Origin of the sequence: Lysinibacillus sp. NPDC059133 (assembly GCF_042755925.1) — a bacterium.
GTDB lineage: Bacteria > Bacillota > Bacilli > Bacillales_A > Planococcaceae > Lysinibacillus.
On record NZ_JBHZDH010000071.1, the window covers coordinates 1 to 22,018 of the forward strand.

The 22,018-nt window shown below is 36.4% G+C and carries 18 protein-coding genes, 2 pseudogenes, 1 riboswitch and 1 other annotated feature; all 20 genes and pseudogenes read left to right on the forward strand.

The genetic code is table 11. The features are described 5' to 3' along the window. On the forward strand, positions 1-1,586 hold a 1,586-nt coding region (locus ACFXN8_RS23915), incomplete at its 5' end, for an IucA/IucC family protein (protein ID WP_386847977.1). Continuing rightward, on the forward strand, positions 1,583-2,821 hold the full coding sequence (locus tag ACFXN8_RS23920) for an AMP-binding protein (RefSeq protein WP_386847978.1): 1,239 nt from the start codon (positions 1,583-1,585) through the stop codon (positions 2,819-2,821). The genes ACFXN8_RS23915 and ACFXN8_RS23920, both read left to right, overlap by 4 nt. Continuing rightward, positions 2,818-3,075: a petrobactin biosynthesis protein AsbD gene (gene asbD / locus ACFXN8_RS23925; protein WP_049666019.1), complete on the forward strand. Its 258-nt coding sequence runs from the start codon at positions 2,818-2,820 to the stop codon at positions 3,073-3,075. Before ACFXN8_RS23920 ends, asbD begins: the two co-directional genes overlap by 4 nt. 13 nt (positions 3,076-3,088) lie before the next feature. Beyond that, positions 3,089-4,063, forward strand: coding sequence for a DUF6005 family protein (locus tag ACFXN8_RS23930; protein WP_386847979.1), 975 nt, complete (start codon positions 3,089-3,091; stop codon positions 4,061-4,063). Beyond that, positions 4,060-4,884, forward strand: a complete 825-nt coding sequence (locus ACFXN8_RS23935) for a sugar phosphate isomerase/epimerase family protein (RefSeq protein ID WP_386847980.1) — start codon at positions 4,060-4,062, stop codon at positions 4,882-4,884. Before ACFXN8_RS23930 ends, ACFXN8_RS23935 begins: the two co-directional genes overlap by 4 nt. Before the next feature lie 546 nt (positions 4,885-5,430). Then, on the forward strand, positions 5,431-7,560 hold the full coding sequence (locus tag ACFXN8_RS23940; protein ID WP_386847981.1) for a type IA DNA topoisomerase: 2,130 nt from the start codon (positions 5,431-5,433) through the stop codon (positions 7,558-7,560). Positions 7,561-7,839: 279 nt separating this feature from the next. Then, positions 7,840-8,103 (forward strand) — a binding site (T-box leader). Positions 8,104-8,168: 65 nt separating this feature from the next. Continuing rightward, positions 8,169-9,395 carry an MFS transporter gene (locus ACFXN8_RS23945; RefSeq protein ID WP_386847982.1) on the forward strand — a complete coding sequence of 409 codons (1,227 nt, stop codon included), beginning with the start codon at positions 8,169-8,171 and terminating at the stop codon, positions 9,393-9,395. A gap of 139 nt (positions 9,396-9,534) precedes the next feature. Continuing rightward, complete coding sequence (locus ACFXN8_RS23950) at positions 9,535-9,720, forward strand: hypothetical protein (protein ID WP_386847983.1); 186 nt, start codon at positions 9,535-9,537, stop codon at positions 9,718-9,720. Continuing rightward, a pseudogene (locus ACFXN8_RS23955) lies at positions 9,719-10,045 on the forward strand (topoisomerase C-terminal repeat-containing protein); the annotation flags it as partial. The gene ACFXN8_RS23950 and the pseudogene ACFXN8_RS23955, both read left to right, overlap by 2 nt. 410 nt (positions 10,046-10,455) lie before the next feature. Beyond that, positions 10,456-10,640: riboswitch (cobalamin riboswitch) on the forward strand. Between the two features lie 182 nt (positions 10,641-10,822). Next, positions 10,823-11,812, forward strand: coding sequence for a FecCD family ABC transporter permease (locus tag ACFXN8_RS23960; RefSeq protein ID WP_386847991.1), 990 nt, complete (start codon positions 10,823-10,825; stop codon positions 11,810-11,812). Further along, the gene (locus tag ACFXN8_RS23965) at positions 11,813-12,586 is read left to right on the forward strand and encodes an ABC transporter ATP-binding protein (RefSeq protein WP_386847984.1); all 774 of its coding nucleotides are present in this window, start codon (positions 11,813-11,815) and stop codon (positions 12,584-12,586) included. 59 nt (positions 12,587-12,645) lie between these two features. Further along, complete coding sequence (locus ACFXN8_RS23970) at positions 12,646-13,644, forward strand: ABC transporter substrate-binding protein (protein WP_386847985.1); 999 nt, start codon at positions 12,646-12,648, stop codon at positions 13,642-13,644. 50 nt (positions 13,645-13,694) lie between these two features. Next, complete coding sequence (locus ACFXN8_RS23975; RefSeq protein ID WP_386847986.1) at positions 13,695-14,390, forward strand: precorrin-3B methylase; 696 nt, start codon at positions 13,695-13,697, stop codon at positions 14,388-14,390. 87 nt (positions 14,391-14,477) lie between these two features. Then, positions 14,478-14,642: pseudogene (locus tag ACFXN8_RS23980) on the forward strand (topoisomerase C-terminal repeat-containing protein); the annotation flags it as partial. 227 nt (positions 14,643-14,869) lie between these two features. Further along, positions 14,870-15,109, forward strand: a complete 240-nt coding sequence (locus tag ACFXN8_RS23985; protein ID WP_386847987.1) for a hypothetical protein — start codon at positions 14,870-14,872, stop codon at positions 15,107-15,109. 410 nt (positions 15,110-15,519) lie between these two features. Further along, entirely contained in the window at positions 15,520-15,963 is a 444-nt protein-coding gene (locus ACFXN8_RS23990) for a MarR family winged helix-turn-helix transcriptional regulator (protein WP_376075745.1), read from the forward strand. A 71-nt stretch (positions 15,964-16,034) separates the two neighbouring features. Beyond that, the gene (locus ACFXN8_RS23995; protein ID WP_386847988.1) at positions 16,035-17,798 is read left to right on the forward strand and encodes an ABC transporter ATP-binding protein; all 1,764 of its coding nucleotides are present in this window, start codon (positions 16,035-16,037) and stop codon (positions 17,796-17,798) included. Then, complete coding sequence (locus ACFXN8_RS24000) at positions 17,791-19,638, forward strand: ABC transporter ATP-binding protein (RefSeq protein WP_386847989.1); 1,848 nt, start codon at positions 17,791-17,793, stop codon at positions 19,636-19,638. The genes ACFXN8_RS23995 and ACFXN8_RS24000 overlap by 8 nt, the downstream gene beginning before the upstream one ends. A 442-nt stretch (positions 19,639-20,080) precedes the next feature. Continuing rightward, positions 20,081-20,956: a phosphotransferase family protein gene (locus tag ACFXN8_RS24005; protein ID WP_376075750.1), complete on the forward strand. Its 876-nt coding sequence runs from the start codon at positions 20,081-20,083 to the stop codon at positions 20,954-20,956. A gap of 242 nt (positions 20,957-21,198) precedes the next feature. After that, positions 21,199-21,765 carry a hypothetical protein gene (locus ACFXN8_RS24010; RefSeq protein ID WP_386847990.1) on the forward strand — a complete coding sequence of 189 codons (567 nt, stop codon included), beginning with the start codon at positions 21,199-21,201 and terminating at the stop codon, positions 21,763-21,765. Positions 21,766-22,018 lie beyond the last annotated feature (253 nt).

Here is a 22,018-nt window from a genome sequence, read left to right on the forward strand (position 1 = left end):
GAAGAAGAATGGCATTTGATCGCATCCGAATAAAGGGAGATAGTATTTTTCTCATAGGAAAAGATGAAACGTTACTAGAAGCAACGCTTGAGGATCTAGTAGATGAATTACTTTCGACTCGTAAAGACAAAGTTCGGTTACTGAAAGAACTTCATTTGACGAGTAAGCTTTGTGAATGGAATGATCATCATCTCCAAATGCCGATGTCGAGAAGAAGTTCGAGCTATGAAGAATTAGAATCAGAAATCATTGAAGGACATCCATATCACCCTTGTTTTAAATCCAGAACCGGTTTTACGATCGACGACCATAAAGACTATGGCCCTGAGGCAAAACAATCTTTTACCCTTCAATGGGTTGCAGTGAGAAGAAGCTACGTACGAATTTCAGTTCTTGAAGAGGAAGAGAACTTTTGGAAAAGAGAGCTAGGGCATTTGCTGTGGGAAGACCTTCTTGCAACGCTTTCGGTATTCGATGGAACATTTGAAGAATATACGTTCTTTCCGGTTCATCCTTGGCAATGGCATAACATGAAGCAAGAACTAGCTGGATTAATGGAGCAAAAAGATTTAATACCTCTAAATGTGAAAGGTGATTACTATAGGGCAACCCAATCAGTACGAACATTATGGAATTTTTCAAATCCAAAAAAGGCGCAATTAAAATGCTCGATGAATATGGTGAATACCTCTTCATTACGAAAGTTACATTCTCATGCTGTTTGTGCCGCTCCTCATATTTCAGCATGGCTTAAACGGGTGATTCAATTAGACGACTATTTACATAATGAAGCGTCTCTTATTGTACTGGAAGAATATGCAGGGATTATTTTTGAACCGAATGTAAAAAAGCATAGCAGCAAACTAGAAGGTCAGCTTGGCTCCATATGGCGAGAAAGTGTGCGCTCGTATATGAAGGATGAAGAGGAAGCGGTACCGTTTACTGTACTAATGATGATGGAGAGAGGTGGGCGTACATTTATTGATGATTGGCTTTGCCGATATGGAACGGAGGAGTGGATAAAACGCTTGATCGAAGTGAGTGTTATTCCTGTGTGGCACTTGCTAGTCGCACACGGTATTGCTGTTGAGGCACATGCGCAAAATATGATTTTATTACATCAAAATGGGTGGCCAACTCGAGTTGTACTGAGGGATTTCCATGACAGTATCGAATATATGGAAGAATTCATTGCAGACAGAAGCCTCGTTCCAGACTTTGAAACGGTACACGAACGTTTTAAAGATGCACCTGTCGATCATTATTATTGGATGTCTTCTGTAGAGGCTTTACGAGAGTTAGCTATGGATACACTATTCGTGTTTCATTTAAGTGAACTATCTTATTTGCTAGAAGAGCAGTATGGATTTGCAGAAACACGTTTTTGGAGTCTAGTTAAGAACGGAATACAGAAGCACTTTGAACGTTTTCCATCATTATGCTCAAGAAATGAACAGCTTCAGCATACTAGCACACATATTTATGTTGAATCTTTGCTAACAAAGAAAGTTCAAAATCAAGAAGAAGGTAATTTTCGACATATCGTCAACAATACGTTGGCGCAAGCGGATGAAAAGGGGAAATGATGATGTTTTATGTCAATGATCAATTTTATACAGTAGAAGATATCGAGAAGCAGTTTGAACTATTTGAAAGCTTACCTCATCTAAGGGAGTGTAACAATCGCAGGCTAGCTATTTGTACGGATGATACTTTCCAATATATAGCTCTTTGTTTATACATTCGCGGAAAAGGTGGATCAGTTGTCCCAATCCATCCTGCGACGCCAAAAGAGGGCTCTATACGGCTTGCTTCTTCAGCACGTAGTCATCTTTTGTTGTTCCAATCAATCGATTCTTTCATCGAACTATCAAATCATTCCAATAACCAAGAAGGCGTATTAGTTCAAATGAGCTCAGGTACAACAGGAGCTCCAAAATGTATTGAACGAACGTGGAGTTCAGTGGAAGAAGAGATTGAAAGCTATGTGAAGGCGTTACCTGTTGATCCCTTGACAAATTCTGTTGTTGCTTGTCCGGTTACTCATTCTTATGGATTCATTTGTGGTGTCTTAGCTTGCATAAGAAGGGGAGCAAAGCCGGTTATTATTACGAATAGTAATCCTAAATATATTTTGAAAAAGCTAAAAGAATATCCTAAGCACATACTCTATGGGGCTCCAGCGTTACTTTATACATTAAGTAAATTATTACCTATTGATCAACAATTTGATCGCGTGATGACGTCAGGAACTGTGATGCCACATAGCTGGTTGACATCGTTAAGAGAGAAATCTAACCAAGTACTACAGCAGTATGGATGCTCTGAATCAGGGTGTGTTGCGATTCACCCTAGTGTGGAAGATCCGAAAGAAATGGGTTATCCCCTTCCTCATGTGAAGGTGACAGCTGGTAATAAACAAACACCGAGCGAAATTATCATTGAAACGTCTATACAAACGATCTATACGAAAGATCTTGGCTATATAGAGGATAATGTTCTTTCTTTTCTTGCAAGAATAGATGACACGATTAATGTAGCAGGCTTGAATGTGTATCCGCAAGAAGTTGAAAACGTGTTAATGGATGAGCCAAGGATAGTCGAAGCAGTCGTATATAAGAAACAAGACAACTTATCAGGAGAGCGAGTATGCGCACTATATGTGTCTACTGAACCGATCGATAATATGGAACTTAGAGAATGGTGCCGGAAATTTCTCGCGCCACATCAAATTCCGATGGAGTTTGTGTTTGTTCATGAAATTGAAAAGCTACCTAACGGAAAAGTAAGTAGAAAAAAACTTGGAGGCATACCAGTATGACGCGCCAACAATTGATCAAGAGCATCTATGATATTATGGAAAATTCATTAGAGTTGCAGACATTGTCCTCTTTTAATGAAGATGCCCGATTAAATGAGGATTTGTATATGGATTCAATTATGGTCCTTCAACTGATTCTTCATATAGAGTTGGATCTTGGCATTTCCATTCCCGATGAGGTTCTCGTTCCGAAAGATTTCAAAACAGTAGGAACACTAGCAAGTTTTTTAGAAAAACAGCAAAAGGTAGAATAATCGGAGGCTAAAAATGATAAAAGTTCATTGTTTTGTAAGCTGTGTTTGTGAGGTTATTAAGAAAACGAAAGGCGTCGATCATAGGCCCTACTATTTTGGAGTATGGGACGCAGATTTTGATGTGCTTGATAACGGAGTGCTAGCATACCACTCTGATCAAATTGATCATCATTTCTTTCAAACATGGTATGAAATGCTCTATGGAATCAAGCTTTACAAATGGTATGACGAAAAGCAATCAAAACAAGGAAATATAAACAAACTGCTAGGATTATTAGAGAATAAATCTTCACATCAACAGGTGATGGTGATGCTGGATTTATCGATGCTTCCAGAGCGAGAGAATAAATTTCATCAACGTCCATTCCCTCATTATGTGATGCTAGAATCGACAGAAAATGAAGAAGAATGGTTTATGTATGACCCTGATTTTCGCTGGGAAGGGATTTTACCGAAGGAGAGAATTTTAGCTGCAATTCAAGAACCAACTGTCGGAGGTGGCTATTACTTTGATGCAAAAACGATTATTCCTCCAACTACAGAGACGGTTGAAGCCTATTTTAATACATGTATAAAGCTTCATTGTAATCCGTTGACAGATGCAATTACCGAAATTATTAAAGAGTATATCGAAGGAAAAGAAAAAGAAAGGATGTCAAAACTTCCGACTGCATTAAAACAATTGCCGGTTATAGCGATTAGAAAGTATGCATATGAGCATGCGTTTGCATTTTTTTGGGAAGCACTTGGCCGCGAAGAGGAAGGCTTTGACACATGGTGTAATGAAATTGAGCGTCTAGTGAATGGCTATACAACGATTCAGTATCGAGCGATGAAGATTGCGCTGACGGAAAATTTGTTACTAGCGGAAGATATTTTTGTGAAGTTAGAAGAACAAAATCTCCTTGAGTTCAAGATTAAGCAAGGATTACAAGAATGCTTTCGAGCATGGTTAACATTACAGCACAAGAAAGAGGTTATAATATGAAACTATCTATCTGTACAATCTCGTTTCGGCACCATCTCCACTCGATTGACCAATTAGCCCAATTTGCAAAAACGCAAGGTTTTCAAGGAATCGAGCTCTGGGGTGTTCATGCAAAGAACTTGGCAGATGAACTTCATTATGGAGCAGATTGGCTAAGCTCCTACGGTTTGGAAACGAGCATGCTTAGTGATTATTTGCCATTAGAAGCACCAGTTTCTGTGATGATGGCTGAAACAGAGAGGTTATCTTCACTTGCAAGGCGCTGGGGAACAAATAAGATTCGTACATTTGTAGGAAAGAAGGGCAGCTCAGACACGAGTACAAAAGAAAGGGAAGAACTTATTTTTAGACTTAGAATGCTCTGTGATTATCTTGAGTCAAAAGGACAATATTTGCTTGTTGAAACTCATCCGAACACATTGACAGATAATCTACCTTCAACAATGCAGTTACTCGAAGAAACGAATCACTCAAGCCTACGAGTGAACTTTGACGTTTTACATATATGGGAATCAGGGATGGACCCTATTGTCGCCATGAAGCAACTTCGTCCTTATATCTCACATTTTCACTTTAAAAATATTGCCTCACGTGCACAACTTGGTGTTTTTGCTCCTAACAATGTTTATGCTGCAGCAGGGTCTAGAGAAGGAATGGTTCCATTGTTTGAAGGTGCAATTGATTATAATGAATTCCTAGCAGAAGTAGATTCAAACATGGAGGCAGATGCGTCATTGGAATGGTTTGGAGCCAATGTGAAGAGCGTATTAGCAAAAGATGTTCAGGAGGTTAAGAAGGCAATGCAGGTGGTGCAAATATAAGGCTGTTTAAAACATATGCATGAATCACAAGAATGGTATTTAAAGAGAAGGTATAAGCTATTTAACTAGCACGAATAGGTACACTCGGGAGCAATAAGCCAATTTGATGCAGATCAGAATAAGAAGTTAAAAAAACAAACTTAAATAAAATACAGTAATATTTGTACTTGAGCTTTCTAAACATTCCTCTTCATAGAGGTTCATATAAACTCCCCCAATGGAGAAACATTTACTTTAGAAAAAACTACACTTCCAATAGCTGATGAAATGTTCCACTCGTACGAAAATCGCTATGTTCCAATAGGTACATAGCGATTTTTTGTGCATTTTTCAATACAATCAAAGAATTGTCCCCTGGTGAATGGGATGATAATAAGGATACGTATTACACTCCTGGTACAAAGATTTTAGTAAGTGATATTTTAGATTGTTTAAAGTAAGATAGTAGTAAGGTATTTTACACTAAACTCAACTAATCTGATTAGTTGAGTTTTATGTTTATATATATAAAGCTACTAAAATATTTTAAAGAAGATGTGATGATTAATGGGGAAAATCGCCATTTTGGCAGAGAAACCATCTCAAGCAAGAGCTTATGCAGACGCATTTAAAATTAAACAAAAAGAGAAAGTATTTATTGAATTGGAACCTTGTTCTACTTTTCCTGAAGGTGCAGTAATTACCTGGGCAGTTGGTCATTTAGTTGAATTAAAGGAACCAAAAGAATATCAAAAGGAATGGGAGAAATGGTCGCTTGGATCATTACCTATCATTCCACAAAAATTTGAAGATAAAGTTGTCTCTAAAATGTATTCACAATTTAATGCTGTAAAAAAAATCTTTAGTGATCCGCAAGTAACAATGATTTATAACTGCTGCGATAGTGAACGTGAGGGTTCAAATATCTTCTACTCACTTTTAAAAATGACGAAAGTAAATAAGCCTGTTAAACGATTATGGATCAATTCATTAGAGGTTGAGGAAATTCGAAAAGGTTTTAATAATATGCAAAGTAATGAGCGTGATTTGCTCATGTACCAAGAAGCAAAAACACGTCAAATTAGTGATTGGTTAGTAGGCATGAACTGTAGTCGCCTATATACGCTACTTTTACAAAAAAATGGCTTTAAGGGTAGTATCTCCATCGGACGTGTGCAATCGCCAACCGTATATTTAATTTATAAAAGACAACAGGAAATCGAACATTTCAAACCTGAAAATTTTTATGAAATTGAAGGGGTTTTTAAAGCACAAAATGGTGTATATAAAGGAAAGGCAAAGTTAAAGACAAAAGAGCGTACAGAGGCTGTGCAGTTATTGCAACAACATGGGGTTGAACCGACGGATACAGGTCTAATTACGAGTGTAACGAACAAAATGAAGCGTATTGCACCACCCAAACTACATGCGTTATCAACATTACAAGCCACCGCCAATAAACGTTGGAAATACAGTCCGTCGCATGTGTTGAAACTTACGCAATCACTTTATGAGAAAAAGCTCGTTTCTTACCCACGTACCGATTCACAGCTCATTACACATAATGAATTTGCCTATTTAAATGAATCATTGGCAAAATATCAGCAGCTCGTTGGAAAGTCATTTAATGCGATAAATCGAGGGAATAACAAACGATACGTCGACAGTGCCAACGTTGGGGAGCACTATGCTATTATTCCAACGAAAAAAGTGCCGACAGAAAAAGCATTACAATCAATGAATGCTGATGAACGAAATATTTATTTCGAAATAGTCAATACGACACTCGCCGTGTTTCACCAAGATTATGAATACGATGAAAAAACGATTATAACGAATGTCAAAAATTTAGAGTTTAAAACGGTAGGGAAAACAGAACTTGTAAAAGGTTGGAAAGAATTGTTTTCAAGTGAAAAAGAGTTGCAGGAGCGGGAAAAGTCGTTACCTGTCGTATTCCAAGATGAGATAGTACAAAGTAAGGTTTCTATTCTAGAAGGTACGACAACGCCTCCTAAGCCTTATACAGAAGGGCAACTCATTACGATGATGAAAACATGTGGTAAATCAGTTGAGGATGAAGAGGAAATCGAGGTGCTGAAATCGATTGAAGGTATTGGTACAGAAGCAACTCGGAGTGGCATTATAGAGACGATTAAAAAGCATGGATTTATTGAAGTGCGAAAAAACATAGTGAGTATTACACCTAAAGGGGAGCTTTTATGTCGGGCAATTGCAGGGACATTACTTTCAAGTCCATCTATGACTGCAAAATGGGAAATTTACTTAAATAAAATTGGTCGTGGGGAAGGCTCTGCTAAACATTTTATTGAAAGCATAGGCAAGTTTGTTAATCAATTAATAGCGGAGGTGCCTAAACAGTTAGAGTCGCTCACGATTGAAGCTGAGCAGTTTAAACCAGCTGCTGTGAAAGATATTGTGACGTGTCCGACATGTAAAGTAGGAAAAATAGGTTTGCGTAAAAGCTTTTATGGTTGTTCGAATTATAAAAATGGTTGTAAGCAAACGTTCCCAGGGAGGCTATTAGGAAAAAAACTAACTGAAAAGAACATTAATGATTTATGTAAGATTGGTAAAACAGCCGTGGTTAAAGGGTTTAAATCAAAGAATGGTAAACAATTTAATGCATCACTCCGTTTGGTAGAAGGAAAAATTGAATTTGAGTTTAATGCAAAGTAAAAGTGGAAGAGATTTAAATTTCATAGTTGAAGCATTAAGAAAAGATAAAGGGCACCATTCTATCAGTTCCTTTTTAAACTGATGCATTGGTGTAATGAAATTCAACTAACGGAACAGATTAGTTGAATAAGAATAATTGTAGTATGCATGAAGTAAATAATTTCTGTAACACCAATACTATAATGCTAATAATTCTACATTTGTCATAGAAAAAATTAGTGGTCTTCTTTTTGTATTGAATTTTAGTTTAGAATAGTATAAAATTTACAAAATTGCATATAAAAAGCTATGAAAAGAAGAGTAAACATACGTACTATCTACAGAGACCTCTGGTAGCTGAAAAAGAGGGATAGGAAATGTGTTGAAACAAGCCTTTGAGCTGTGCATTGGATTTGTTTGTTGGAACAATGATGGTGCAACGTATTCTCACGTTAAAGAGATAGAGTATCGCAGGTGATTTTTTCACAAAGCTGTACTCGATAAGGCTTCTGCAGCAATGTAGAAATAAACTGGGGTGGCACCGCGATATGACTCGCCCCCAAGATAACTATCTTGGGGGTGAGTTTTTTTATTTTGTTTTACAAAAAAATAAAATAGGAGTGGTGATTATGTCCAGATGGAAGTATCCTTTAATACTATTAGGAGGAATAGGCATTTCGAATGTGGGTGCATGGGTTTACCTAATCGCACTAAATTTAATTATTTTGAATGAAACAGGTTCCCCATTTGCAATTGCTTTATTATATATACTTGGTCCAATTGCAACTATATGTTCTAATGCTTGGTCAGGTAGTTTAATTGATCGGGTAAATACACGGCGACTTATGATGGGATTAGACATTTTCCGAGCAATATGTATTGCGTTAATTCCATTTTTACCTTCACTTATTTATGTTTATGTACTAGCGTTTATCATTAATATGGGAAGTGCTATTTTTCAACCTACATCTATGGTTTATATGACTAAACTTATACCAGAAAAAGATCGGCAACGCTTTAATGCACTACGTAGTTTTATCAACTCTTGTGGTTCACTAATAGGTCCTGCTATTGCTGGGATTTTATTTTGGATGGGTACTCCTTATACTGCCATTCATGTAAATGCAGTGGCTTTATTTTTTTCAGCACTTATTATAATGCTGCTACCTAATGTTGATTCAAGACTCAAAGAGACAGAGGGGCAAAGATTTACATGGGATTTGATAAAAAATGATTTTCGGATTGTTTTTAATTTCAGTAAGGACAATATCTATGTCACAAAAATATATTTATTATTTAGTTGCACTACTATATTCATGACTGCAATAGATTCTCTCGAGGCAGCCTTTGCTAAAGGCGTACTTTCAATATCAGACACCAATTATGGGTTTTTATTAAGTGTCTTTGGAGCTGGAATAATAATAGGATCCATTATTAATTCAGTATTTTCAAAACAACTTGCCGTTAATCTTTTAATAGGTATTGGTACCATCTTTACCTCAATGGGTTATATAGTACTTTATAGTTCGAGTGGCTTTTTTAGTGCAGTGCCTGGTGTATTTTTAATTGGGTTTGCTGTAACGTTTGCAAATACAGGGTATTTGACTTTCTACCAAAATCATGTTCCTGTGAGGATGATGGGCAGATTCGGAAGCATCTTTAGTGTCATTGAAGCAGGTTTCATTGTTGCTTTAACGGTTTTAATAGGTTTAGCTGCTGAATTAACTTCGATCCGTCCTGTGGGGTTAATAGGTTCATTTGCCTTCTTCTTATTAGGGTTATTGGCATTAAAAGCTGTATCAGGTACAAAACGGAGGGAATATTTTAATAAAGGTGCTTCTTCTTTAAACAGTTAATTATAAAAAGGTTTGAATCACACTTTACTATGTTGTGTACTTTATTGTGAGTGGAGTTTTCTGTCAGTTTTGAAAAGGGCAGAAGTGCTGAATTAAGGTATTAGGAAAATTATTAAAATCGTATAAAGGGGTCGAATAAATGAAATACATTGAATCCGAAAAGGTCACTGAAGAAGAAAAAGAACATATTTTTCAAGAGTTATTAAAATACAATCTTGATAACATTGAAGATAAGGTAGTAAAAGATATTGGTCTTTTTGTAGAAGATGAAGAAGGAAATAGAGTTGCGGGGTTGATTGGTGATACACATGGAAATTGGTTTTAAAAATAGTGAAGATGTGACACTCAGCAAAGTAACACGAACAAAGAAGAAATTTGAAGCAGTGGGGAAATGCCCATTATGTGGTCATAGCGTGATTGAAGGACAAAAAGGCTTCGGCTGCAGTAACTGGAAAAAGGGCTGTAAATTTGTCATCTGGAAAAACGATAAATTTTTAGCCACGATGAAGAAGAAGCCTACCAAAACAATGGTGAAGAAATTGCTAGCCGATGGAACGGTATTGGTAAAAGGCTTAACAAGTAAAAAAGGTTCTAAATTCGATGCTTAATTAAAATATGAAAAAAATACAGACAACGAATATTTTAGTTGAAAGATGGAATTTGAAAAATAAGGATATAAATTAAGCATTTATGAATCTTTCTGAATTAATTTTCACTACCCTTTTAAAAAGAAAATCCTTTGTATTTTTATAATTTCCATTTATAAAAATAGATAACCAAAAAAAACGGAATGAAAGATTTGTTAGTAGATAATGTAGAGTGTTGCCCTCACTGATATTGAATATCGAGAAGAAAGAGATTACTAATAGCGTACTATGAGGAATTTGTATAGTAAGGTAAGATAAATTATTATCTAAATTTATTTTATTTTTCCAATAGTAATTAATGTTTAATGGTTCTATTTTCTAGCTATTAATATCTCGTTTATTACTATTTTTGCTTTAATGTAATATATAATATAATTGCTATCTGGAAAATATTCTGATATTGTTCCTCTTATAACTTAATAATTTTTGTTGGTGCGAATGACATTGTTCGTTTGCTTAAAAGGGAAATCGGTGCAAATCCGATGCTGTCCCGCAACTGTAATGGAGAGTCTATACAATATGTCACTGTAGCGAGCTATGGGAAGGCGTATAGATGATGAACCTAAGCCAGGAGACCTGCCAATAAAAGTAACAAACTTACATAGAACCACGAGGATGGTTGTAGTGACTGGGAAGAGACGCCCTTTATTTAACTATGACATCCTCTTGTAGACAAGGGGATTTTTTTATGCCCTAAGAGAGGAGAGCGTTTTGAAAAATCCAACAACAAGAAAAATCAACCTACTCTTATTAGTATTGACTGGTGTCGTTCTAATATCAATGACGTTAGCGATAATGGTAGGCTCTGTGTCTATTACACCTAGTATTGTATGGCGTATTATTTTGTCGCATATCCCGTTCAATCCACTTGGCATTACAGAAGATTGGAGTCGTTCGCAGGAAATCATCATATGGCAAATTCGTACTCCCCGCGTAGTACTTGCCATAATAGTCGGAGCGGGTCTTGCAATTTCGGGAGCTGCTATACAAGCTTTAGTTCGCAACTCAATCGCAGACCCATATATTTTAGGTGTATCTTCCGGTGCATCTGTCGGGGCGACGTCTGTTATTTTACTTGGCGCTTTTTCATTTTTAGGTATGTATGCGCTATCACTTGCGGCTTTTATAGGTGCGACGATTGCAGTACTAATCGTGTTTTTCTTAGCACGAGTTGAGGGGCGAATTTCAGTTATTCGATTATTATTAGCTGGAATTGCCGTGTCACTAGTTTTGTCAGCAATGACGAATTTTATGCTGATGATGGCGAAAGAAGAGGGCGGCATAAAGGCAGTGATGTATTGGATGATGGGAAGTCTGGCTGGAGCGAAATGGGTAAATTTAATGATTCCGTTCGTTGTTTTAACGGTCGTCTACGTAATTTTACGTCTTCATGCACGTCATTTGAATTTACTTTTACTAGGCGAAGAATCTGCTGTTACGCTGGGGGTTAATTTAGAGAAATTTCGATTGCTACTAATTCTATTAATTTCCCTATTAACAGGTGTCCTTGTTGCTATAAGTGGTGCAATTGGCTTTATAGGCCTGATTATTCCACATATCGTACGCATGATTGTCGGCTCAAATTATAAGTTTGTACTGCCAGTCAGTGCATTAATTGGTGCGATATTTTTAATATGGGCTGATGCAGCTGCGCGCATTGTGATTGCACCTGAGGAAATGCCGATTGGAATTATTACTGCTTTATGCGGATGCCCATTTTTTATATGGATGTTGCGTAAGCAAATGTATTCTTTCGGGGAGGAGAATTAGATGGTATACGTAGCAAAAAACCTTACTTTTGCCGTGCAGCAGGTGAAAATATTAAACAATGTTTCTGTACATATTCAAGAACGCGAGTTTGTGGGCATAATTGGTCCTAATGGCAGTGGGAAATCGACCCTATTAAAAAATATGTACCGTATGCTACAACCTCAAGAGGGAGAAGTATTTTTATTTAATGAAAATATTTACAAGCAATCTTCAAAGGAGATAGCAAAGCAACTAGCCGTCGTAGGGCAGGAAACACCAGTGCTTTTTGAGTTCACTGTTAAGGACCTTGTTGCAATGGGACGTACACCGCATAAAAGGCTTGTGGAAGTGGATACAAAAGAAGATCTAGCTATTGTCGAGGAATCGATGCAGCAAGCAGGCGTACTGCATTTAAGTGAACGTACTTTTAGTTCATTATCTGGTGGTGAGAAAAAACGAGTCGTTGTTGCAAGGGCTTTGGCGCAACAGGCTAAGGTCATGGCATTAGATGAGCCAACGAATCATTTAGATATTCAGCATCAACTCCAGCTCATGGATTTAATACAGAGCTTGCCGATTACGGTCATTGTAGCCTTGCATGATTTAAATATTGCAGCAACTTATTGCGATAAAATTTATGTTTTAAAGGACGGAGAAATTGCGGCGTATGGAACTCCGTTTGATGTATTAACACCCTCATTGCTACAAAAGGTGTTTGGTGTACATGCGGAAGTTAATGTACATCCTGTTACGAAAAAGCCGCATATTTATTATATATCTGAGCAATTTTTTTAGTTAGTTTATGAGTCTTAGATTTCTTTCTATATATTTTTTAGAAAAAAGGAGAAGTAGACATGAAGACATTAAAAAGCATATGGCTTGTTCTTGCAATCGCAATGCTAAGTATTTTAGCGGCTTGTGGTAACGAGGAAAAACAGGATTCAGCATCGCAAAGTGAACAAGTAGAACCAGCAAAAGCAGGAGCAACGGAAGTAACGATTGACAATAACGATACGACACAAGTCTATTCGCAAGCACCTAAAAAAGCAATTAGCTTAAATCAGCATGTGACAGAGATTATGCTAGCGTTAGGCTTAGAGGATTCAATGGTCGGAACAGCATATTTAGATGATGCAATTTATCCACCGTTACAGGCAGCTTATGATAAAGTTCCGGTACTAGCTGAGCAATACCCAACAAAGGAACAAGTGATTGATGCAGGAGCAGATTTTTTATATGCAGGCTGGAAAAGCGGGTTTGGTGAGAAGGGTGTCGGAACACCAGAAGAACTAGAAGCACTTGGCATCCACACTTATTTACATACTTCTTCAAGCATTAAAAATCCTAAGTTAGAGGATATTTTCAGCGATATTCGTAACATCGCTAAGATATTCCATGTGGAAGAGCGTGGAGAAAAGTTAATTGAGCAAATGACAAAAGATGTAGAGGACATTCGTACGAAGCTTCCGCAAGAGGAGGGGAATTTACGTATTCTTGTATTTGATAGTGGTGAGAAAGAAGTTTTCACTGCTGCACAAAACTTCATGAATGAACTTGTGACAGTAGCAGGTGGAAAAAATATTTTTGGGGATGTTGAGTCTGGCTGGACAACCGTTTCAAAAGAAGATGTAGTTGAGCGCAACCCTGAAGTTATCGTTGTAATTGACTATGGTTCAACTACTGCTGAAGAAAAAATTAATTTCCTAAAAAATGATCCGGCACTAAAAGAAACGGAAGCGGTATTAAACAAACGTTTCGTTATTTTACCACTATCAGCAGCGTCTGAAGGTGTTCGTGCGGCTGAAGCAATTCGAATTTTGGCACAAGGATTTTATCCAGAAAGCTTTCAATAAAGAAGAGGAGCTAGCCATGTGCTAGCTTTTTTTATAGGAGGAGGGTAAAAATGACTATAAATGCTTTTAGCCATAATATTCCTGAAAAAACATTTGCTAAGTTAAACAGAGAAGGTGAATTTACGCGACTTGCTGTGAGTCCTGGCATTATCAACAAACATTATACACCAGCACAATTTCAAACAATCGCAGAGGTAGTCGGAGTGAGTGGCGCTATTAAATATTCTGCGTCCTACAATATACTACTATCCGTACCAACAATAGAATTATCGACAGCCAAAAGGAAGTTGGAAAAGGCGGGCTTATATATTGCAAAGCAAGGACAGATTGTAACTATGAAGGCTTGTGATTTTTGTGATGGCGATAAAATGGAGGCAGCACAGATTACAGAGGAGCTGTATCAGCAGCTTGAAGGCTTAGAAGTACCAAGCAGGATTCGCATTAATATGAATGGCTGTGCATCAGCTTGCTATAATGCCGTTTATGATGATATTGGGCTTGTATATCAGAAAGATAGCTTTGATGTGTATTTAGGGGCTGTTCCGATGGGCAAAAATGCACAGGCAGGGGAGCTGTTTGTGAAAAAAGTGCCTGTACAGCATATCGAAAATCTTTTACAGGAAATAATTAGGGTCTACAAAGAACTTGCTCGCCAAAAGGAACCATTTTATAAGTTTTACAAGAGAACAAAAGCAGCAGACTACTGGCAAACAATAAAAAATTACCCAGATTATCAAATGTTATGAAAATAGTACCGTGGATTCTAGGAGGATATGATGAGCTACATACAAACAATTCGTAGCTGATTAGAAATGAAATGCTAATGACTGTAGCCTACCAAAATAATGGTGAAGAAATTGCTAGCTGATGGAACGGTATTGGTAAAAGGCTTAACAAGTAAAAAAGGTTCTAAATTCGACGCTCATTTAAAATATGAGAAAAATCCAGATAACGAATACTTTAGCTGGAAGATGGGGTTTGCTGAAAATAAGGATTAAGGTATTAATTCTCTACTACCTTAAAATTCCAAAATGAAATAGGATAACGTGTTCTATAGAACATGCTATCCTATTTTTATACAAAATAGATATAATGAATAGATATTCAAAAAAATGTATATTAGATATAATATCATTAGTTGTTTTTATTCGTCAGGGGATAAAGCCTGCAGGCGTAGTATAGTAGGTAGACTAAGTTACTATAAATCTTTAAAAGGAGATATCTGATGACTACTATTAGAGAAATTGGAAGCTTATGTGTTACTGATAGAGATGGCCACATTATTAATCATTCAGACTGGAATAAAATCAACCCAATTTTTCTTCCTGTGATATACGATGTGGTTAATACGTATTCCACTCATCTTCAAAATGACCTACATAGTGTATACATAAGAGGATCCATTCCAAAAGGGACGGATTTGGAACTCCTTTATATTCTTTCCTTTTCTAAATTAGATATGTAAAATTAAATGCCTAACTAAACTGCAAAAAAATCGTTTCTTCCAACGAATTTCAAGCTGTAATTTTTTTGTATTCTGGCTTAGAAAAGTGAAAATGAACATTGTTATTTTGTCATTTCTTAGCATACTTTATTTCAAAGTAACAAGAAACATCGGTTAATTAACTACGTTTATGATGAAAAGTAAAACCACTTATTTTCATAACTAAAAAGTGGTTTTGCTTTTTTGTTGAATTTTTTGCAGTCAATATGGCAAACTGAATACGGAGATAAATCTGAACATGATCCATCTTTCACCTAATGGCATAAGCGTCTTACGAATAAATTGTTAAGTACGCCATGCTACATATAGGGGACTCTATAAACTTGTTTTATATACTAAAGTTAGCAGGCTAACAGTTAGGGGGTAGAAAATTGAGCAAAAGGAGATCAGTTGGGTTAGAGTTGCGTACATTGTCACTCTTAATGAGAAGACAATTGGATCAAACCATATGTACTATGCAAACGGAAAGAGATAACCTTACTGCAATGCACGGTTGGACGATTAGTTATCTTTACAAAAATCAAGATACAGATGTGTTTCAAAAAGATTTTGAACGAGAATTTTCTATTCGCAAATCAACAGCGTCTAGAATACTGAAATCTATGGAAAGAAATGGATTGATTACTAGGCAAACTGTTCCCTATGATTCAAGACTCAAAAAAATTGTCTTAACAGAAGATGCGTTGAAAATACATGATAGTATCATGACACGTAGAGTAATGCTTGAACAACAATTACTAACAGGTATCCCGGAAGAGAAACTTGAAGTTTTTTTTGAAGTGATGGATGCTATGAAAGAGAATCTGGAATCTTGATGAAGATGCTATTTTGAATTATTTTTTACTATATAGTTAGCATGCTAACTAAATTGAGGAGGACTGCAAACATGTTGAAAATATTTAAATACTTAAAACCAAAAGAATGGACGCTAATTGTAGCCAGTATTGTGTTCATTGTAGGGCAAGTTTGGCTGGATTTGAAGTTGCCGGATTATATGGCTAAAATTACGACCCTTGTACAAACAGAGGGCAGTAAAACGAGCGAGATATGGACAGCTGGAGGGAAGATGCTTTTATGTGCCCTTGGCAGTATGATATTGGCAATCATCGTGGGCTATTTTGCGGCAAAGGTAGCAACGTCTCTTTCGAAGGAATTGCGAAAAGGAGTATTTAACAAAACGCTATCTTTCTCTATGGAGGAGATTAATGGTTTTTCAATCGCAAGTCTAATTACTCGTTCTACTAATGATATAACGCAAATACAGCAAACTGTTGCAATGGGTCTCCAAGTGATGATCAAGGCTCCTATCCTTGCAACATGGGCTATTTTGAAGATCATGGGGAAAAGTTGGGAGTGGTCAGCGGCAACAGGAGTAGCTGTCATTGTTTTACTTATTTTGATAGGTAACCTAATCATCTTTGTGCTACCGAAATTTAAAGTCGTTCAAAAACTGACAGATAATCTTAACCGAGTAACAAGAGAAGGTTTAACCGGTATTCGTGTTGTTCATGCTTATAACGCACAAGGGTATCAGGAAGAAAAGTTTGAAGAAGTAAATAACAATTTAACTGATACAAATCTTTTTGTGAACCGCCTTATGGCCCTTATGCAACCGGGGATGGGTCTGATTATGTCGGGTTTAACCCTTTCAATCTATTGGATTGGAGCGCATTTAATTAATAATGCAGCGGGTGTGGATAGAATTGGTAAGTTTAGTGATATGGTCGTATTTTCATCTTATGCAATGCAGGTAGTTATGGCATTTATGCTATTATCAATGACATTCATTTTGCTACCGAGAGCAGCAGTATCTGCAGCACGGATTAATGAAGTACTAAATACACCTCAGACAATTATTGATGGAGAAATAAAATCGTCGCCTAAGGGAATCGAAGGTGAAATCGAACTGCGTAATGTTAGTTTTAAATATCCTGATGCAGAAGACTATGTTTTAAAGGATATTAGCTTTACAGCACATAAAGGCGAAACTGTTGCTTTTATCGGTTCTACGGGTAGTGGTAAGAGTACGCTGATTAATTTACTCCCAAGATTTTACGATGCTACGGAGGGAGAGGTATTAGTCGACGGCATTAATGTGAAAGAATATGCACATGAAGCTCTTTATAATAAGCTTGGCTACGTTTCTCAAAAAGCCGTATTATTTTCAGGTACGGTAAAATCTAATGTTGCCTACGGTGATAACGGTCAGACTTCATCAACAGATGAGGAAATCAAAAAAGCGGTGGAAATTGCTCAAGGGCAAGAATTTGTGGAGAAAATGGACGGTGAATATGAAGCGGCTATTTCGCAAGGCGGAACAAATCTTTCAGGAGGACAGAAACAACGTCTTTCTATTGCAAGAGCAGTGAATAGAAACCCAGAAATCTTTATTTTTGATGATTCGTTCTCTGCCCTAGATTATAAAACAGACCGTCAACTTCGTTCTACCTTGAAAAAAGAAACGAAAGGTGCAACTTCTTTGATTGTGGCACAGCGAATTGGAACGATTAAAGATGCTGATAAAATCATTGTTCTTGATGAAGGTAAAATTGTTGGTATGGGGACACATAGTGAATTATTGAAAACTTGCAACACTTATCAGGAAATTGCCTATTCGCAGCTATCGAAGGAGGAGTTGGAAAATGAGTAATACACAAACAAATAAGCCCCGAAGAGGTCCAGGTGGTCCAGGTGGTCCAGGTGGTCCAGGTCCTATGATGGCTCCTGGAGAAAAGCCAAAGAATTTTAAAAAGCCTATGGGAAAGTTGATTGCCTATTGTAAACCTTATTTACCAGCCATCATCTTTGCCATTGTATTGGCAGTTGTAGGAACAATTTTCACGATCATTGGACCAAATAAGCTGAGTGAGATCACCGATTTGATAATGGATGGCATGACTGGTGAGATTGATATTACGGCAATAGGAAAAATCGGTCTGTTACTTGCTATTTTGTATGGATTGAGCTTTGTATTCAATTATATTCAGGCGTTTATGATGGCTACTATTACGCAGCGAGTTTCCAAAAAGTTACGTTCAGATATTTCGAACAAAATCGATAGATTACCATTGAAATACTTTGACTCTACAACTTACGGAGATGTGTTAAGTCGTGTCACGAATGATGTGGACATGATTGGACAGTCTCTAAACCAAAGTATTGGTTCGTTAGTGACAGCGGGAGTAATGTTCTTTGGATCTTTAATTATGATGTTCTATATTAATGTTACGATGGCTCTTTCTGCAATTGCCGCAACTTTCGTTGGATTTATATTCATGACATTTATTATATCCAAATCCCGAAAGTACTTCGTACGCCAGCAGCAAGACCTTGGTAGAATAAATGGCCATATTGAAGAAATCTATTCAGGGCATAATGTCATGAAGGTTTATAACGGTGAAAAAGCGGCAACGCAAGAATTTAATGAAATCAATGAAAGTCTTTTTAATAGCGCTTGGCGAGCACAGTTTATGTCAGGGATGATGATGCCGCTCATGATCTTTATTGGAAATTTAGGCTATGTTGTTGTGTGTGTAGTAGGTGCTGCATTAGTAGTGAAAGGTTCTATAACATTTGGTGTTATTGTTTCATTTATGGTGTATATCCGCTTATTTACGCAGCCGTTGTCTCAATTAGCACAGGCCGCTACAAGCTTGCAGTCAACTGCCGCAGCAAGCGAACGTGTATTTGAGTTCTTACAAGAAGAGGAGCTTAAAGATGAAAGTGATAAGAAAGTCACTTTAGATGCTAAAGATGTAAAAGGTAATGTAGAATTTAAAAACGTTAAGTTCGGATATACGAAAGAACAACTTATTATTAAAGATTTTTCTGCTCATATAGAAGCCGGTCAAAAGGTGGCCATCGTCGGACCTACTGGGGCTGGTAAAACAACGCTTGTTAATCTTCTTATGCGTTTCTATGAAGTAGATAGTGGGGAAATCATGATTGAGGACGTATCGACTAAGTCCATTACTCGTAAAAATGTTCACGACTTATTTTGCATGGTGCTGCAAGATACTTGGTTATTCGAAGGTACCATTAAGGAAAATATCATTTATAACAAAGAACATGTAACCGATGAAGAAGTAGTTGCCGCTTGTAAGGCGGTAGGTTTACACCACTTTATTCGAACGTTGCCAAAAGGTTATGATACAGTTTTAAATGATAATACAAGTTTATCTGTAGGACAGAAACAGCTTATTACAATTGCAAGGGCAATGGTTAAAAAAGCACCATTGCTTATCTTAGATGAAGCTACTAGTTCCGTTGATACGCGTACTGAAGCACTTATTCAAAAAGCAATGGATAAATTGATGGTGGGCAGAACATCATTTGTTATTGCGCATAGACTTTCAACAATTAAAAACGCTGATTTGATTTTAGTGATGAAAGACGGAGATATTATTGAAAGTGGTAATCATGAAGAACTGCTTGCAGAAAAAGGATTCTATGCGGATCTATATAATAGTCAGTTTGAAGATGCTTCTTAAATTGAATGACATCTATTCGTTTTTGGCTACTAGACATTGTGTAGTTTAATAAAAAATGTTTGATAAAAATCACCTCGATTCTAAGAGGTGATTTTTTGTTGGATATTTATGTTGAAATCTATTTGAATATTATGAAGAAATGTAGATAATTTTGATCTCTTGAAGCGATAAAGTTTAAAAGTTGGGTGATAAATAAGAAAAGTTGAGCGATAAATTAAAATAGTTGGGTGATAAATTAAAGTTAGGCGATAAATTTAAAAATTGTTCCGATAAATATTAAAATTAATCTGGTAATTCGAAAAAATGTTTCGATAAATTGATTTTAAGCTTTATATTAAGAGAAAATAAAGGTGTGTTAATGAAATGTAGATTAAATGGCAGGATAGTTCAACAAGAGTTTGGGAATTAAAACAATAGAAAGAGACCAAGGGGGTAATTCTAAATGAATAATAACTTTATTGAAAACATTCAATCCGTTTATTCTGACCTTTCCATTGAAGACTTTTATCTTAATGAAATTGGACAGAATAATGATGTGTTCATTGTAAATAAATCTTTGGTTTTTAGATTTCCAAAATATAAAAATGGCATCATTCAATTAAGAAGAGAGACTGAAATTTTGAAATACATTAAAGGGATCGTTTCCACTCCTATTCCGAATCCAATTTATCAGTCTTTTGAAGAGTTAGAACCGGGTAAGGTCTTTACTGGCTATAACCTAATAGATGGTGTTCCGTTGTGGAAGGAAAGTTTAACAGATGTTAAGAGTGTTGAATTGGTGAAAGGGTTGGCAAAACAACTTGTTTCTTTTCTTGTAGAACTCCATTCTATTTCAGGAGAAAAAGCAAGTCGAGATTTGAAACTAAAGGTTCGTAATCCTAGTGAAGAGATGTATAACCTGTATGATAAAATTCAAAATACATTATTTCCCTTTATCAGAAAAGATGCTCAAAATGAAATATCACAATCTTTTGAAACGTTCCTTAAAGGGAAAGCATTCTCGAATTTAGATATAACACTTATACACGGAGATTTCGGAGCATCTAACATCTTGTGGAATCCAGAAACAAGTATGATTTCAGGGATAATAGATTTTGGTGGTTCTGGTGTAGGAGATCCAGCGTATGACTTTGCTGGCATACTCTCTAGCTATGGTGAAGAATTTTTTGATATGTGTATGAACCTATATCCTAACGGTCATGAAATATCTGAACGAGTTAAATTTTATAAAAGTACATTTGCTTTACAAGAGGCCTTGCACGGGATTGAGAATGACGATAGACAGGCTTTTGAAAATGGAATAAAAGATTATAGATAGCTTACTTGTTCAACGAAAGGGCCTATGAACAGATTGGACGGACGCCTCGACTAAAGGACATAGAAAGCAAAAAGATCTTGCACAGTATTATTTCGGATTTTAGTAAAATGATTAAATAGTGTAAAAGACGGGTGCGAGAGTGTAAAGATCAGCAATCAAAGGCAGCTTTTCTTATGGAGCTAACAGAGCAGGATAGTTAAAGAACATTTAGGGTACGTTACGTTTAAAAAGGAGTAACCTAAATGAAAGAGACATTCTTAATTAGTTTGTTTATGTTTATATGTTCGTTCAGTCTTTCCATGTTAGTAGGAAATCCTGTTTATTCACAAACTACAGCTTCAGATAAAATTGAATATTTATATCCTGCAAATAAGGGAAAATTTTTTAATGAAACTGAAGATGAATTTTACCAGGCATTAAGAGACCTGAAGTATCCTGTACATCAGGAACTTTATAATAGATATAAGCTGAGGTCAAAGCAACAGCAAAGACATTTGGATACTTTTCTTTTTAAAGAAATGCCTGATGCATCTGTAAATATTAGAAAAAAGTTAGTATTTAATGAGGTAGAAGGATTAAATTATATAACTTTTGATGGAAATATTCTTCGACCCTATCCTGATATAGATATTAACTACCATCAGACTGTTAGCCCTGATAGGCAAGTTTATTTCTTTTATTCCTTTAAAGACACAGAAAAAGAATTTAGAGGTAGATATGCAATTTATGATGTTGAAACAAAAGAAATGGTAGCGGGCGGAAATACTTTTATGCCAAAGTCTCCAACTTTCAAGGAATACTTACGATAAAGAAGGATAAATTTAGAGATAGGAAAAATAGCAAAAAGGTTGTGTTCGTCTTGTTCAATTAACGGGATGCTTGGTTGCATAGGCAGCTCTTTTTTCTTTATTGAACGATCGGAGCAATTTAGTTGAAAAAACACTTAGAAAAAGAGACAGTACCTATTTAATATGTACCCTTTGTAAAGGACATTTTAAAAAAGGTTAGGCAACTTTCTGAAGCTGCTGTCTGTATTTTGCAGGCGGCAGCTTATTTAAATTC